This window comes from Kitasatospora sp. NPDC040550, assembly GCF_055594965.1.
Map to the genome: position 1 here is coordinate 61,393 of NZ_JBVIWC010000024.1, position 14,944 is coordinate 76,336.

The window sequence follows — 14,944 nt, forward strand, 5'->3', positions numbered from 1 at the left end:
CCCGCATACCGGAAGAACGAACCAGCGGTGCCCGGACTTTTCAGGGCACTTCGGGCGTTTGCCCAGGAGGAGGAGCGAGAAGTGACAGACACCACGAGCGGTTCCGCACGCGGGTCGAAGTCCGAGAAGGCCGCGACCAAGGGTGCCAAGGCCCCGAAGGGCGGTCTCCGGATGGAGCGCATCCACACCACCCCTGGCGTGCACCCCTACGACGAGGTCCGCTGGGAGCGGCGCGACGTCGTCATGACCAACTGGCGCGACGGCTCCATCAACTTCGAGCAGCGCGGCGTCGAGTTCCCCGACTTCTGGTCGGTCAACGCCGTCAACATCGTCACGTCCAAGTACTTCCGCGGCGCCGTCGGCACCCCCCAGCGCGAGTGGAGCCTCAAGCAGATCATCGACCGCGTGGTGCTCACCTACCGCGCGGCCGGCGAGAAGCACGGCTACTTCGCCACCAAGGACGACGCCGAGATCTTCGAGCACGAGCTGACCCACGCCCTCCTCCACCAGGTGTTCAGCTTCAACTCGCCGGTCTGGTTCAACGTCGGCACCAAGCAGCCCCAGCAGGTCAGCGCCTGCTTCATCCTGTCCGTCGACGACTCCATGGAGTCGATCCTCGACTGGTACAAGGAAGAGGGCATGATCTTCAAGGGCGGCTCCGGCGCCGGCCTCAACCTCTCCCGGATCCGCTCCTCCAAGGAGCTGCTCTCCTCCGGCGGCAACGCCTCCGGCCCGGTCTCCTTCATGCGCGGCGCCGACGCCTCCGCCGGCACCATCAAGTCCGGCGGCGCCACCCGGCGCGCGGCCAAGATGGTCGTCCTGGACGTCGACCACCCGGACGTCGAGGCCTTCATCGAGACCAAGGTGAAGGAGGAGGAGAAGATCCGCGCCCTGCGCGACGCGGGCTTCGACATGGACCTCGGCGGCGACGACATCACGTCCGTCCAGTACCAGAACGCCAACAACTCGGTCCGCGTCAACGACGAATTCATGACCGCCGTCGAGAACGGCACCGAATTCGGCCTGCGCGCCCGGATGACCGGCGAGGTCATCGAGACCGTCGACGCCAAGAAGCTGTTCCGCAAGATGGCCGAGGCCGCCTGGGCCTGCGCCGACCCCGGCATCCAGTACGACTCCACCATCAACCACTGGCACACCTGCCCCGAGTCCGGACGCATCAACGCCTCCAACCCGTGCTCGGAGTACATGCACCTGGACAACTCCAGCTGCAACCTCGCCTCGCTGAACCTGATGAAGTTCCTGCGCGACGACGACTCGTTCGACGCCGAGCGCTTCGCCAAGGTCGTCGAGCTGGTCATCACCGCGATGGACATCTCCATCTGCTTCGCCGACTTCCCCACCGAGAAGATCGGCGAGACCACCCGCGCCTTCCGCCAGCTCGGCATCGGCTACGCCAACCTCGGCGCCCTGCTGATGGCCACCGGCCACGCCTACGACAGCGAGGGCGGCCGCGCCCTGGCCGGCGCCATCACCTCGCTGATGACCGGCACCGCCTACCGCCGCGGCGCCGAACTCGCCGGCGTCGTCGGCCCGTACGACGGCTACGCCCGCAACGCCACCGCCCACCAGCGGGTCATGAAGCAGCACGCCGACGCCTCCCTGGACGCCGTCTCCTTCGACGACCTGGACGCCCCGGTCTGGCTCCAGGCCAACAAGTCCTGGCAGGACGTGCTGCGCATCGGCGCGCAGAACGGCTTCCGCAACGCCCAGGCCTCGGTCCTCGCCCCGACCGGCACCATCGGCCTGATGATGGACTGCGACACCACCGGCGTCGAGCCCGACCTCGCCCTGGTCAAGTTCAAGAAGCTCGTCGGCGGCGGCTCGATGCAGATCGTCAACGGCACCGTCCCGCGCGCCCTCAAGCGCCTCGGCTACCAGGACGAGCAGATCGAGGCGATCGTCGCCCACATCGCCGAGCACGGCAACGTGGTGGACGCGCCGGGCCTCAAGGCCGAGCACTACGAGGTGTTCGACTGCGCGATGGGCGAGCGTTCCATCTCCCCGATGGGACACGTGCGGATGATGTCGGCGATCCAGCCGTGGATCTCCGGTGCCATCTCCAAGACGGTGAACATGCCCGCCGCCGCGACCGTCGAGGACGTCGAGGAGATCTACTTCGAGGCCTGGAAGATGGGCGTCAAGGCGCTCGCCATCTACCGCGAGAACTCGAAGGTCGGCCAGCCGCTCTCGGCCAAGAAGAAGGAATCCGAGGCCAAGGCGGAGGAGGCCCCCGCCGCCGTGGTCGAGAAGGTCGTCGAGTACCGCCCGGTCCGCAAGCGCCTGCCCAAGGGCCGCCCGGGCATCACCACCTCCTTCACGGTCGGTGGCGCCGAGGGCTACATGACCGCCAACTCCTACCCGGACGACGGCCTCGGCGAGGTCTTCCTGAAGATGTCCAAGCAGGGCTCGACCCTCGCGGGCATGATGGACGCCTTCTCCATCGCCGTCTCGGTCGGCCTCCAGTACGGCGTGCCGCTGGAGACCTACGTCTCGAAGTTCACCAACATGCGCTTCGAGCCGGCCGGCCTGACCGACGACCCGGACGTGCGGATGGCCCAGTCGATCGTCGACTACATCTTCCGCCGCCTGGCGTTGGACTTCCTGCCGTTCGAGACCCGCTCGGCGCTGGGCATCCACTCCGTCGAGGAGCGCACCCGCCACCTGGAGACCGGCTCCTACGAGCCGCTGGAGGCCGAGGAGCTCGACACCGAGTCCCTCGCCCAGTCCGCCCCGGTCGCCGCGGCCAAGCCGTCCCCGGCCCCCGCCCCGGCTGTCGAGGCGCCCAAGGCGGCCCCGAAGCAGGCCCACAACTCCACGGAGCTGATGGAGATCCAGCTCGGCCTCAACGCCGACGCGCCGCTCTGCTTCTCCTGCGGTACCAAGATGCGCCGCGCCGGCAGCTGCTACCTCTGCGAGGGCTGCGGCTCCACCAGCGGCTGCAGCTGACCGCGGCGCTGACCCCGCGCGGGTGAGCCACCGCTGAGGCGGGGCGAGGACTTCACGTCCTCGCCCCGCCTCTTCTCGTTGTCCCGGGTCGCCGATGTCACGGATGGGGGTGATGGCCGGTCGTAGGGGGTGACGGTGCTCGGTGAGAGGAGTGGTGTGGTGACGGGGACGGTGCTGGTGACCGGGGCGACGGGGACGTTGGGGCGGGAGGTGGTGCGGCTGCTGGTGGCGCGCGGGGTGGCGGTGCGGGGGTTGAGCCGGCGGGCGCGGGAGGCGGGGGACGGGGTCGAGTGGGTGGTCGGGGACCTGGTGGGCGGGGCGGGGATCGCGGCGGCGGTGGCCGGGGTGGAGACGGTGCTGGACTGCGCGACCACCCAGGGGCGGAAGGACGTGGCGGGGGTCGGGCGGCTGGTGGCGGAGGCCCGGCGGGCCGGGGTTCGGCACCTGGTGTACGTGTCGATCGTGGGGATCGACCGGGTGCCGCTCGCGTACTACCGGGCGAAGCTCGACTGTGAGCGGCTGGTGCGGGAGTCGGGGCTGGGGTGGACGGTGCTGCGGGCGACGCAGTTCCACGACCTGCTGTTCAAGGCCTTCGACCTGAGCGCGCGGCTGCCGGTGTTCCCGGTGGTGAGCGGCGCCGAGGTGCAGCCGGTGGACGTCCGGGAGGTGGCGGAGCGGCTGGTGGCGCTGGTGGGGCGGGAGCCGGCCGGGTTCGCGCCGGAGGTGGGCGGGCCGCGGGTGCGGTCCTACCGGGAGTTGGCGCAGGCGTACCTGCGGGCGGCGGGTCGGCGGCGGCCGGTGCTGCCGCTGCGGGTGCCGGGGGCGACGGGGCGGGCGTTGCGGGCGGGTGGGCTGACGACGCCGGAGCGGGCGGTGGGGCGGGGGACCTTCGAGGAGGCCTTGGCGCGGCGGTTCGGCTGAGCCCCCGGCGGCGGCCGGCCGGAGCTGTCAACACAGGTTGACATTCCCGAGGATGTCAACCAGAGTTGACGTCATGAGCGAGAGTGGAGAGCTCGCGGCCGCCGCGAGCAGTCGCGACCCCGCCGTGGGGCTCCGGGCGGTCCGCGCCCTGCGTGATCTGGCGGACCGTCTGGAGGCCCTCCAGGTGGGCAACGCCCGGTCGCAGGGCTGGTCCTGGCAGGACATCGCGGTCTGCCTCGGGGTGACCAGGCAGGCGGTGCACAAGAAGCACGCACGACGGGGGCCCGGCAAGGGCGAGGACGGAGGCTGAGCGATGTTCGAACGGTTCACCCAGGGGGCCCGGCGGGCCGTGGTCATCGCCCAGGAGGAGGCGAGGCAGCTGCGGGACGACCGGGTCGGGACGGAGCACCTCCTGCTGGGGGTCCTGGACCGGCCGGAGGACCCGGCCATCGCCGTGCTGGCGGAGGCCGGGCTGGACCAGGAGGCGGTGCGGCAGGCGGTGCGCCGCCTGCGGGGGAAGGGGGACCGACAGGTGCTGGCCACGATCGGGGTCGACCTGGACGCGGTGCGGGAGGCGGTCGAGGCGGCTTTCGGGGAGGGGGCGCTGGACGCCCCGCCGGAGGAGGGGCGCAAGCGCTGGGGCCGGTTCCGCTCCGGGGGTTCCGCGACCGGGCACATCCCGTTCTCGCGCCCGGCGAAGAAGGCGCTGGAGCTGTCGTTGCGGGAGGCGCTGCGGTTGAAGTCGAAGGAGATCGGGGTGGCGCACCTACTGCTCGGGGTGCTCCGCGAGGGGGAGGGGCTCGGGGTGCTGGTCGTCGCCGACCACGGGCTGGACACGGCGGCCGTCCGGCGGGCGGTGGAGGCCGAACTGGTCTGAGCGCGGTGCCTGGAAGGGGTGGAAGGTGTCGCCGTGCGGTGTCCTCGGTGTGAATGAAGGAGATTGACCGTCAACTAGCGGGTTGAGGGCAATGTCTGAATCGATATGATCGGCCGAAAGCGTGAACCGATCAGCCGCCCGGAGGCGTTTCACGACGCCACCGGGCGGTCTGGTATGCGCCCGACCAGCTGTCGGCGGCCGCAACCGTCGCCGACCCGCCGCCCGCGCCGCCGCCCGCCGACGTTGCCGAGGACCGCCCCGATGAGAGAAGCCACCAGCCCCGACGGTCGGCCGCGCCGCCGCTCCGCGCCGCGCACCGTCGCCCTGACCGCGGCCGCCGTGCTGCTGGCGCTGGTCGCCGCGCCGGTCGGCATCGGCCGGGCCCTGGGCGCGCACCAACCGCTCACCGCGCTCGCGGTGGCCGCCGTGGCGGTGCTCTGGCTGATCGTGGTCGGCCTGGCCGCGAGCGGCGCCGAGCGCGCCCGCCGGCTGACCGGGGACCTGGCCGCCCAGCACGAGGAGACCCGGGCCGCGCTGGTCGCCGCCGGCACCGCCCGACAGGCCGAGACGGCCGCCCAGGACCGGGCCGCCGCCGCGTTCGCCGAACGGGACGCCGCCCGCGCCGAGCACGCCCGGGTCGAGGCGGACCTCACCGCCGCGCACGCCGAGCTGGCCCGGCTGGGGGCCGAGCTGGAGGCCGAGCGGGCCGCGGCCGACGCGGAGCGGGAGCGGGCCGCCGCCGAGCGGGCCGAACTGGAGCGGATCCCCGAGGGCGCACTGCCCGAGGTGGTGAAGAAGCTGCGCGGGGGCGCGTCCGTGGACAGCGCGCTGGCCGCCCACCGCCAGCACCCCCAGTACGCGCTGCTGCGCGCGGTCGGCGAGGAGGTCGGCCGCGGCGAGCGGCTGCGGGCCGCCGCGCTCGCGGTCTGCGCGACCGCCGCCGGCCGGGTCCAGGCGCTGGCCACGAGCATGCACGCCGAACTGCGCGAGATGCAGCACCGGCACGACGAGGAGGTCCTCGGCGACCTGCTGCGGCTGGACCACTCGACCGCCCAGGCGGGCCGGATGGCGGACAGCATCGCGGTGCTCACCGGTGCCCGCTCCGGCCGCCGCTGGGCCAAGCCGATCGCGGTGGAATCGGTGCTGCGCGGTGCGCTCGGCCGGATCGGCGCCTACCAGCGGGTGCGGCTGCACAACGCCAGCACCGCCGCGGTGGCCGGCTACGCGGCCGAGGGCGTGATGCACGCGCTGGCCGAACTGCTGGACAACGCCACCAACTTCTCCGCCCCGCCGGCCGAGGTGCACGTCTACGTCGAGGAGGTGCCGGCCGGCCTGGCGGTGACCGTCGAGGACAGCGGGCTGGGCCTGAGCGACAGTTGGCTGCGCCGGGCCGAACGCGCCGTCTCCGCCGAGCCGCTGGACCTCGCCACGCTGTCCGCCGGCACCCGGCTCGGCCTCGCGGTGGTCGGCGTGCTGGCGCGCAAGCACGGGCTGCAGATCTCCTTCCGGCCGTCGGCCCGCGGCGGCACCGGGGTGGTGATGCTGATCCCGCAGCAGGTGGTCACCCACCCGGTTCCGGCGCCCGCCCCGGCGGCCGCGTCCGTGCCGGCCTCGGCGTCGGCGTCCGCGCCGGCCGTGGAGTCCGTGCGCCCCGCGCTCACCCCCGCCCGCCCGGCGCCCGCCTCGCTGCCGCCCGCCTCGCCCCAGCCCGCCGGGCCGACCGCCGCGCCCCGGTTGGCCGGGCCGGCCGCCTCGCCCCGGTTGGCCGGGCCGGCCGCGGCAGCCGTCCCGGTACCTGCCGTCCCGGCCCACGCGGTCCCGGCAGCTGCCGCTCCCGCTCCCGCTCAGACGCCGTCCGGGCCGACCCGGATGACCGACAGCGGCCTGCCGCAGCGCCGTCGCGGGCAGACGCTGGCCACCACCACCCCGGCGGCGGCCCCGGCCGCCAAGCCCGTACGGACCGACGCGGCGCGCGCCGCCGCCCGGTTCGGGGCCTTCCGTAGGGCCGCCCAGCCGGCGCTGCCCGCCCCCGGGACGGCGCCGACCGCGGACCCCGAGACCACGCCCGACGCTACCCCCGTCACCGAGAAGGACTCCCGATGAGCAGCGCCACCGACCGCGACCTCGACTGGCTGTTGGAAAACCTGCTGGCGGCAACCCCCGGCTCCCGGCACGCCCTGGTGCTGTCCGCCGACGGCCTCAAGCTCTGCCACACCGCCGGGCTGAGCGCCGACCAGGCCGACCAGCTGTCGGCGATCGCCTCCGGGCTGCAGAGCCTGGCGCACGGCGCCTCGATCGAGTTCGGGGACGGCAGCGGCGGCGTGCGGCAGTCGATGACCGAGTTCCACGGCGGCATCCTGTGCATCGTGGCGGCCGGCGAGGGCGCGCACCTCGCGGTGGTCACGGACGACGAGGCGGACGTGGGCGTGGTCGGCCACAACATGCACGGCCTGATCGAGCAGATCGGCGTCCACCTCAGCGCGCCCGCCCGGGAGGCGGACGCGGAGTCCGGCGCGGCCGCCGCGGGCGAGAGCGCCGGGATATGAACGCCGGGCCGGTGCTGCCGGGCCGGGACGACGACCCGGACCGCCTCTACACCATCACCGGGGGCCGCAGCCGCGCCCCTTCGGTCGCCTTCGACCTGGTCACCCTGATCGTCGCGGAGCGGCAGCCGGCGCCGGGGATGCAGTCGGAGCACGTCCGGATCCTGCGGATGTGCGAGGCCCCGACCGCCGTGGTGGAGGTGGCGGCGGAACTGTCGCTGCCCGTCTCGGTGGTGAAGATCCTGCTCGGCGACCTGCTGGAGGCCGGGGCGGTCACCGCCCGGCACCCCCGGTTCGCGCCGAACAAGGCCCGGCTGCCCGATCTCGACACGTTGAAGCAGGTGCTGCATGGCCTCCAACGGCTCTGACCTCCAGGACCTCCGGCCCGCGGCGCGCACCCCGCTGCGGGCGACCGCCGACAACGCGTTGAAGATCGTCGTGGTCGGCGGGTTCGGGGTGGGCAAGACCACCCTGGTCGGCTCGGTCAGCGAGATCCGCCCGCTGAACACCGAGGAGGTGATGACCCGGGCGGGGGAGGGCATCGACCCGGCGGGCAGCTGGGGCAAGCGCTCCACCACCGTCGCCTTCGACTTCGGCCGGATCACCCTGTCGGAGCGCCAGGTGCTGTACCTGTTCGGCGCGCCCGGGCAGGAGCGCTTCTGGTTCCTCTGGGACCGGCTGTTCAGCGGTGCGCTGGGGGCGGTCGTGCTGGTGGACACCCGGCGGCTGGAGGACTCCTGGTACGCGATCGACCGGCTGGAGCACCACGGCACGCCGTTCGTCGTGGCCCGCAACAACTTCGGCGAGCCCGGCCACACCCTGGAGCAGGTCCGGGAGGCGTTGGACCTGCCGCCGGAGGTCCCGCTGGTGGACTGCGACGCCCGCGACCGGGAGTCCGGCAAGCGGGTGCTGATCGCGCTGGTCCACCACCTGGCCGCCCTCGCCGGGGCCGACCCGGCCGCGCTGGCCGAACCCGGCACGGCGGTCGGGCCCGATGCGGCCCCCGGGCCCGACGAGCCGGGTGAGCCGACCGTCCCCGGAGCACCCGACGCGATCTACGAGGAGAGCACCCCGTGACCGAGCCCGCCGTCACCCCGCCCCCGGGCTGCCCGGCGCACGCCGGCGCCACGCCGCTGTACGGGCCGCGCTTCCAGACCGACCCGGCCCAGCTCTACCGCGAGCTGCGCGCCGCGCACGGCCCGGTCGCCCCGGTCGAGCTGGCCGGCGGCGTGCCCGCCTGGCTGGTCATCGGCTACCGGGAGCTCCAGCAGGTCACCGGTCAGCCGCAGTTGTTCGGCCGGGACTCCAGCCGCTGGCACGCGTGGCAGACGCTGCCCGCGGACTGGCCGTTGAAGCCGATGATGGCCCCGGTGCCGTCGATCCTGTACGCGGAGGGCGAGGAGCACGTCCGGCGGTCCCGGGCGGTCACCGACGCGCTGGCCGGGATCGACCCGTACGAGCTGCGCAAGCACGCCGAGGAGATCGCCGACGGGCTGATCGACGAGTTCGCCGGGCGCGGCGAGGCCGACCTGGTCGCCGAGTACGCGCACCGGATGCCGCTGCTGGTGCTGTGCCGGGTGCTCGGCCTGGACGAGGAGCAGGCGCCGCAGCTCATCGCGGCGCTGCTGGCCATGCTGGACGGCGGTGCGGACGCCCCGGCCGGCGCCCAGCGGCTGCTGGAGCTGATGCTCGCGCTGGTGGAGGAGAAGTCCGAGCACCCGGGGGCCGACGTGGCCTCGCGGATGCTGGAGCACCCGGCGGGGCTGACCCACGACGAGGTGATGCGCGACCTACGGGTGCTGCTGATCGCCGGTCACCAGCCCAGTTCGTACTGGATCTCCAACGCGCTGCGGCTGATGCTCACCGACGAGCGTTTCGCGGCCTCGCTGGCCGGCGGTCGGCGCAGCATCAGCCAGGCGCTCAACGAGGCGCTCTGGGAGGACACCCCGACCCAGATCTTCGCCGGGCGCTGGGCGGTGCGGGACACCCAGCTCGGCGGCCAGCGGATCGCCGAGGGCGACATGCTGCTGCTGGGTTTCGCCGGAGCCAACGCGGACCCGTCGGTGCGCCAGGCCGACGGCCGTCCGGCGGAGGGGAACCGGGCGCACATGAGCTACTCGTACGGCGAGCACGGCTGCCCGTTCCCGGCCCAGGAGGCGGCCGAGGTGATCGCCACCACCGCGATCGAGGTGCTGCTGGACCGGCTGCCGGACCTGCGGTTGGCGGTGGCCGAGCACGCGCTGGTGTGGCGACCCTCGGCCTGGGTGCGCGGGCTGGTCGCGCTGCCGGTCTCGTTCAGCCCGGGGTACTAGGCCGTGTAGGACCGCTTTCGCGAGGTCTTGCGGATCTTGGTCGGGCCGGTCAGGATCCACAGGACGTGCACAACCGTTCGAAGACCCGTTACGTCAAGGAGAGTTGCCGCCGATGACCGCTGCCCCGGCCCCGGCCCCGATCGCCCTCGACCCGTTGGCCCGCGACAACGCCGCCGAGGGGGCCCTGCTGTGGGCCGCCGGTCCGGCGGTGCCGGTCGTGCTGCCCGGCGGGGTCGCCGCCTGGGCGGTGACCCGGCACGCGGCCGCGCGCGACCTGCTGACCGACGCCCGGTTGGTCAAGGACGCCCGGCACTGGGCGGCCTACCAGCGCGGTGAGGTGCCGAAGACCTGGCCGCTGATCGGCCTGGCGGTGCCGGGCCCGAGCATGGTGACCACGGACGGTGCCGAGCACCGCCGGCTGCGGGCGCTGGTCGCCCAGGCCTTCACCCCGCGCCGGGTCGAGCTGATGCGCCCGCGGGTGGAGGAGATCACCCACGCGCTGCTGGACGCCCTGGCGGCCGGGGAGCCGCTGGTCGACCTCAAGTCGGCCTTCGCCTTCCCGCTGCCGATGACGGTGATCTGCTCGCTGCTGGGCGTCCCGGAGTCGGACCACGGCCTGCTGCGCGACCTGTACGAGCGGTTCTTCGGGGTCAAGCCCGACCCGGAGGGCATCCAGGCGACCGTCGCCGGGCTGAACGCCTTCGTCAACGGCCTGGTGGCGCAGCGCCGTTCGGCGCCGGGCGAGGACCTGGCGAGCGTGCTGCTGGCGGCGGACACCGAGGGCGGGGCACTCACCGACGCGGAGGCGGCGGCGACCCTGCGAGTGATCATCGCGGCCGGTCACGAGACCACCGTCAACCTGATCGGCAACGCGGTGCGGGCGCTGCTGACGCACCCGGACCAACTGGCGCTGGTGCGCGCGGGCGAGGTCTCCTGGGACGCGGTGGTCGAGGAGTCGCTCCGCTGGACCCCGCCGACCAGCAACTTCCTGTTCCGGTTCGCCGCCGAGCCGATCGAGGTCGGTGAGCTGGTGATCCCGGCGGGCGACCCGGTGCTGGTCTCGTACAACGCGATCGGCCGGGACCCGCTGCAGCACGGGGTGACGGCGGAGCTGTTCGACATCACCCGGGACCCGACCCGGCACCTGTCCTTCGGCCACGGTCCGCACGTCTGCCCGGGCTCGCCGCTGGCCCGGCTGGAGGCGGCGGTCGCACTGCCGGCGCTGTTCGAGCGCTTCCCCGGGCTGTCACTGGCGGTTCCGGACGGCGAGCTGCGGCCGAGCCCGTCGCTGGTGGTGAACAGCCTGCTGGAGCTGCCCGTCCGACTCCGGTGATCGGCCTGACCGGCATCGGCTGACGCACCGCCAGGCCAGTTGCCCCGTCCGGAATCCGGGCGGGGCCACGGGTGTTCGCCGGGCGGGGCCACGGGCTTTCGCCGGGCGGGCCGGCCGGCCCGCCGGGGGCGGTCGCCGGTTTCGGACCTGATGATCGGGGCACCGGTGTGGGGGAAGGTCGACCATGGACCTTGGCGGCGGCGGAAGGCTGCGTTAACGTCGTCGAATCGGTTCGGCCGCCCGCTCGCCCAGCGATCCCTGCACACCCATCTCCGGTACAGCGCAATGTCGTTCAGCCCACCCGAGGCAGCATGCCCTGGCGAGGAGGACCGCATTGACCCTCAACCCGACTGCGCCGTCCGCGAGTTCGCGCCGTCGAACGGTGGCCGTACCCGCCCTGCTGGCGGCATTGGCCCTGACCGCGGCCTGCTCGAACAGCTCCGGCGGTTCGGGCGGCGGCGACGGGGCGGCCCGGACGCTGACCGGTGACTGCGCCAAGTACCAGCCGTACGCCGGGCATTCGGGCACCACGGTGACGATGTTCGCCTCGATCCTCAGCCCGGAGTCGGACAACCTGGAGAAGTCCTGGGCCGAGTTCAGTTCGTGCACCGGGATCAAGATCAGCTACGAGGGGTCCAACGACTTCGAGTCCCAGCTGCCGGTCCGGGTGGCCGGCGGCAACGCCCCGGACTTCGCGATCATCCCCCAGCCGGGCCTGCTGGCGCAGATGGTGAAGAGCGGCAAGGTGGTCAAGCCACCCGCCCAGACCGTCGCCAACCAGGACAAGTGGAGCCCGGTCTGGAAGACCTACGGCTCGGTCGACGGCACCTTCTACGCGGCGCCGATGAGCGCCAACATGAAGTCCCTGGTCTGGTACTCGCCGAAGGCCTTCAAGACCGCCGGTTACGAGGTGCCGAAGACCTGGGCGGACCTCATGGCGCTCAGCGACCGGATCGCCAAGGCGGGCGGCCCCAAGCCCTGGTGCGGGGGCATCGCCTCCGGCACGGCCACCGGCTGGCCGGCCACCGACTGGCTGGAGGAGGTGGTGCTGGGCACGTACGGCGGTGAGGTCTACGACCAGTGGGTCGGCCACCAGGTGAAGTTCTCCGACGAGAAGATCGCCACGGCGATGCGGACGGTTGCCGACTGGATGCTCAACCCGGCCTGGGTCAACGGCGGTTACGGCGACGTCAAGTCGGTCGCCACCACCACCTTCCAGGACGCGGGCGCGCCGATCCTCACCGGCAAGTGCGCGATGCTCCAGCAGGCCTCCTTCTACGAGGCGCAGTGGCCCAAGGGCACCAAGGTCGCCCCGGACGGCGACGTCTTCGCCTTCCACCTGCCCGCCGTCAACCCGGCGATCGCCAACCCGGTCGAGGGCGGCGGCGAGTTCCTGGCCGCCTTCTCCAGCAAGCCCGAGGCGCAGGCGGTGCAGAACTACCTGTCCAGTTCGGACTGGGCGAGCAGCCGGGTGAAGACCGCGACCGGCTGGGTCTCGGCCAACCAGGGCGTGGACAAGTCCCTGTACACGGATCCGATCGACAAGCTCTCCGCGGAGGCGCTGACCGACCCGAGCGCCACCTTCCGCTTCGACGCCTCCGACATGATGCCGGCGGCCGTCGGCTCCGGGCAGGAGTGGAAGTCGCTGACCGCCTGGTTCGCCGAGGGGCAGTCGATTCAGAAGGTCGCCGCCGACATCGACGCCGCCTGGCCGAAGTAACCGCCCAAGGCGCCCTCCGGTCGAAGTAGCCGCCCAAGGCGCGGCCTGACCGAAGTAGCCGCCAGGAGCGCCGCCGAAGCAGCCCGGTCGGCCGGGCGTCCGGGACCATCCGCCGAGGGCGGTGCGGGGCCACCCACCCGCACCGCCCGCCCCTCCTCCGCCCGCCCCTCCTCCTCTCACCCCCCTCCTCCCCCCACCTGCTCCCTGACCTGCTTCCCTGATCCGTTTCCCGACCCCGATTCCCCTCCCGCTGAACGAACCGAAGGGACGTGCAGCCATGCCCGTAACCGGCCCTCCGCCGGCCGCCGGCACCCTGGCCGTCGGCGCCTGGGGCGACGCGGCGATCAAGTTCGGCAACAGCTTCGGCGCGATCGCGGGCTTCCTCGGCGTCCTGCTGGTGGTCTTCCTGGTGGCCGGGCGCGCCCGGGGTCGGCTGGCCCGCCCGCTGGCCGTCCTGGTCCTCCTCGGCCCGGCGGTGCTGCTGCTGGCGGTCGGCCTGGTGGCGCCGCTGATCCGCACGGTCTATCTGAGCCTGCACAGCGGGGACGGCAGCACCTTCGTCGGCGGCGAGAACTTCGGCTGGGCGTTCACCACCGACTCGGTACGGAAGGTGCTGCTCAACACCCTGCTGTGGCTGGTGGTCGCGCCGCTGGTGGCGACCGGTCTCGGCCTGGTGCTGGCGCTGCTGGTGGACCGGATGCGCGGTCAGTCGGTCTACAAGTCGCTGATCTTCATGCCGATGGCGATCTCGCTGGTCGGCGCCTCGATCATCTTCAAGTTCGTCTACGAGGCGCGCGGCAAGGACCAGCCGCAGATCGGCCTGCTGAGCCAGCTCGCCCACGCGGTGGGCTGGTCGGACCCGCCCAACTGGCTGCTCAGCCAGCCGCTGAACACCTTCCTGCTGATGGCGGTGATGGTCTGGGTGCAGACCGGCTTCGCGATGGTGGTGCTCTCGGCGGCGATCAAGGCGATCCCGGACGAGGTGGTGGAGGCGGCCCGGCTCGACGGTGCGACCGGGTTGCGGCTGTTCCGGCACGTCACCGTGCCGATGATCCGCACCACGGTGATGGTCGTCCTGACCACCGTCATGATCATCACGTTGAAGGCCTTCGACATCGTCCGCACCATGACCGGGGGCAACTTCGGTACCCAGGTGCTGGCCAACGAGATGTACTCGCAGTCCTTCGCGCAGTTCAACGACGGACGCGGCGGCGCCCTCGCGGTCCTGCTGTTCCTCGCGGTGCTGCCGCTGGTGGCCTACAACATCGTCCAGCTGCGGAGGGAGCGTGAGGTGCGGTGAGCACTCCTGAGGCGAAAGCCGTCAGCCGCCGTCCGGTCGGGGGGAGCCCCGTGCGGAAGGCTTTCAGCAGCCCCCTGGCCTCGCTGTTCGTGATCGCCGTGACGGTGCTCTGGACGGTCCCGACCCTCGGCCTGCTGGTGACCTCGCTGCGCCCCAAGCAGGACGTGACGAACGACGGCTGGTGGAACGCCCTGCTCCACCCGGACTTCGGCCTCGGCAACTACCACGCGGTGCTGTTCGAGGGCGGCTCCGGCAGCTCCACCGGCCTGATGCCCTTCCTGGTGAACTCGCTGGCGATCAGCATCCCGGCCACCTTCTTCCCGCTGGTGCTCGCGGCGATGGCGGCGTACGCGCTGGCGTGGGTGCGGTTCCGGGGGAGCGACGTGGTGTTCTTCACGGTGTTCGCGCTCCAGGTGGTGCCGCTCCAGATGGCGCTGATCCCGCTGCTGCGGCTGTTCTCCAGCGGTGCTCACCTGGGGGCGCTGACGCTGATCCCGGCGGTGGACCTCAAGGGCAGCTACGCGCCGGTCTGGCTGGCGCACACCATGTTCGCGATGCCGCTGGCGGTCTTCCTGCTGCACAACTTCATCGCCCAGCTGCCGCGCGACCTGATGGAGGCGGCGGTGGTGGACGGCGCCTCGCACTTCAAGATCTTCCGTTCGATCGTGCTGCCGCTGTGCGCCCCGGCGCTGGCCTCGTTCGCGATCTTCCAGTTCCTCTGGGTCTGGAACGACCTGCTGGTCGCGCTCACCTTCGCCGGTGGCACGCCGGAGGTGGCGCCGATGACGGTCCGGCTGGCGCAGCTGTCCGGGTCGCTGGGCGGGCGCTGGGAGCTGCTCACGGCGGGGGCGTTCCTGTCGATCATCGTGCCGCTGATCGTCTTCTTCGGTCTGCAGCGGTACTTCGTCCGCGGACTGCTGGCGGGCTCGGTCAAGGGGTAGGGCGGCTGTGGCTGTGGCTGTGGCTGCGGC

13 protein-coding genes are annotated in these 14,944 nt (G+C 72.7%); all 13 read left to right on the forward strand.

Annotated features, from left to right (window positions below; all coding sequences use genetic code 11):
• Positions 1-81: 81 nt before the first annotated feature.
• The 13 genes from ACZ58X_RS30065 to ACZ58X_RS30125 all read left to right on the forward strand — a co-directional run bounded on the left by ACZ58X_RS30065 (position 82) and on the right by ACZ58X_RS30125 (position 14,914).
• On the forward strand, positions 82-2,967 hold the full coding sequence (locus ACZ58X_RS30065; RefSeq protein WP_470336729.1) for a vitamin B12-dependent ribonucleotide reductase: 2,886 nt from the start codon (positions 82-84) through the stop codon (positions 2,965-2,967).
• A gap of 159 nt (positions 2,968-3,126) precedes the next feature.
• The gene (locus ACZ58X_RS30070) at positions 3,127-3,888 is read left to right on the forward strand and encodes an SDR family oxidoreductase (protein WP_470336730.1); all 762 of its coding nucleotides are present in this window, start codon (positions 3,127-3,129) and stop codon (positions 3,886-3,888) included.
• A gap of 73 nt (positions 3,889-3,961) precedes the next feature.
• Positions 3,962-4,198 (forward strand): RNA polymerase subunit sigma-70, encoded by a 237-nt coding sequence (locus ACZ58X_RS30075; protein WP_350513675.1) that lies wholly within the window; start codon positions 3,962-3,964, stop codon positions 4,196-4,198.
• 3 nt (positions 4,199-4,201) lie between these two features.
• Positions 4,202-4,765 carry a Clp protease N-terminal domain-containing protein gene (locus ACZ58X_RS30080; protein ID WP_470336731.1) on the forward strand — a complete coding sequence of 188 codons (564 nt, stop codon included), beginning with the start codon at positions 4,202-4,204 and terminating at the stop codon, positions 4,763-4,765.
• A 261-nt stretch (positions 4,766-5,026) separates the two neighbouring features.
• Positions 5,027-6,868 carry a sensor histidine kinase gene (locus ACZ58X_RS30085; protein WP_470336732.1) on the forward strand — a complete coding sequence of 614 codons (1,842 nt, stop codon included), beginning with the start codon at positions 5,027-5,029 and terminating at the stop codon, positions 6,866-6,868.
• On the forward strand, positions 6,865-7,311 hold the full coding sequence (locus ACZ58X_RS30090) for a roadblock/LC7 domain-containing protein (protein ID WP_470336733.1): 447 nt from the start codon (positions 6,865-6,867) through the stop codon (positions 7,309-7,311). The genes ACZ58X_RS30085 and ACZ58X_RS30090 overlap by 4 nt, the downstream gene beginning before the upstream one ends.
• Positions 7,308-7,676, forward strand: coding sequence for a DUF742 domain-containing protein (locus ACZ58X_RS30095; protein WP_360237519.1), 369 nt, complete (start codon positions 7,308-7,310; stop codon positions 7,674-7,676). The genes ACZ58X_RS30090 and ACZ58X_RS30095 overlap by 4 nt, the downstream gene beginning before the upstream one ends.
• Complete coding sequence (locus ACZ58X_RS30100; protein ID WP_470336734.1) at positions 7,657-8,385, forward strand: GTP-binding protein; 729 nt, start codon at positions 7,657-7,659, stop codon at positions 8,383-8,385. The genes ACZ58X_RS30095 and ACZ58X_RS30100 overlap by 20 nt, the downstream gene beginning before the upstream one ends.
• A complete protein-coding gene (locus ACZ58X_RS30105) occupies positions 8,382-9,620 on the forward strand; it encodes a cytochrome P450 (RefSeq protein WP_470336735.1) in 1,239 nt (412 codons plus the stop codon). The genes ACZ58X_RS30100 and ACZ58X_RS30105 overlap by 4 nt, the downstream gene beginning before the upstream one ends.
• A 112-nt stretch (positions 9,621-9,732) precedes the next feature.
• A complete protein-coding gene (locus tag ACZ58X_RS30110) occupies positions 9,733-10,953 on the forward strand; it encodes a cytochrome P450 family protein (RefSeq protein WP_470336736.1) in 1,221 nt (406 codons plus the stop codon).
• Positions 10,954-11,287: 334 nt separating this feature from the next.
• Positions 11,288-12,673, forward strand: a complete 1,386-nt coding sequence (locus ACZ58X_RS30115) for an ABC transporter substrate-binding protein (RefSeq protein ID WP_470336737.1) — start codon at positions 11,288-11,290, stop codon at positions 12,671-12,673.
• Between the two features lie 277 nt (positions 12,674-12,950).
• Positions 12,951-13,973 carry a carbohydrate ABC transporter permease gene (locus tag ACZ58X_RS30120; RefSeq protein ID WP_470336738.1) on the forward strand — a complete coding sequence of 341 codons (1,023 nt, stop codon included), beginning with the start codon at positions 12,951-12,953 and terminating at the stop codon, positions 13,971-13,973.
• A 50-nt stretch (positions 13,974-14,023) separates the two neighbouring features.
• Positions 14,024-14,914 carry a carbohydrate ABC transporter permease gene (locus ACZ58X_RS30125; RefSeq protein WP_470336739.1) on the forward strand — a complete coding sequence of 297 codons (891 nt, stop codon included), beginning with the start codon at positions 14,024-14,026 and terminating at the stop codon, positions 14,912-14,914.
• Positions 14,915-14,944: the final 30 nt, after the last annotated feature.

What these genes read in the sequence shown, in the direction of transcription:
- ACZ58X_RS30095 (WP_360237519.1), top strand. Translation starts at nt 7,308, where the DNA reads ATGAACGCCGGGCCGGTGCTGCCGGGCCGGGACGACGACCCGGACCGC.
- ACZ58X_RS30080 (WP_470336731.1), top strand. Translation starts at nt 4,202, where the DNA reads ATGTTCGAACGGTTCACCCAGGGGGCCCGGCGGGCCGTGGTCATCGCC.
- ACZ58X_RS30100 (WP_470336734.1), top strand. Translation starts at nt 7,657, where the DNA reads ATGGCCTCCAACGGCTCTGACCTCCAGGACCTCCGGCCCGCGGCGCGC.
- ACZ58X_RS30120 (WP_470336738.1), top strand. Translation starts at nt 12,951, where the DNA reads ATGCCCGTAACCGGCCCTCCGCCGGCCGCCGGCACCCTGGCCGTCGGC.
- ACZ58X_RS30085 (WP_470336732.1), top strand. Translation starts at nt 5,027, where the DNA reads ATGAGAGAAGCCACCAGCCCCGACGGTCGGCCGCGCCGCCGCTCCGCG.
- ACZ58X_RS30110 (WP_470336736.1), top strand. Translation starts at nt 9,733, where the DNA reads ATGACCGCTGCCCCGGCCCCGGCCCCGATCGCCCTCGACCCGTTGGCC.
- ACZ58X_RS30075 (WP_350513675.1), top strand. Translation starts at nt 3,962, where the DNA reads ATGAGCGAGAGTGGAGAGCTCGCGGCCGCCGCGAGCAGTCGCGACCCC.
- ACZ58X_RS30090 (WP_470336733.1), top strand. Translation starts at nt 6,865, where the DNA reads ATGAGCAGCGCCACCGACCGCGACCTCGACTGGCTGTTGGAAAACCTG.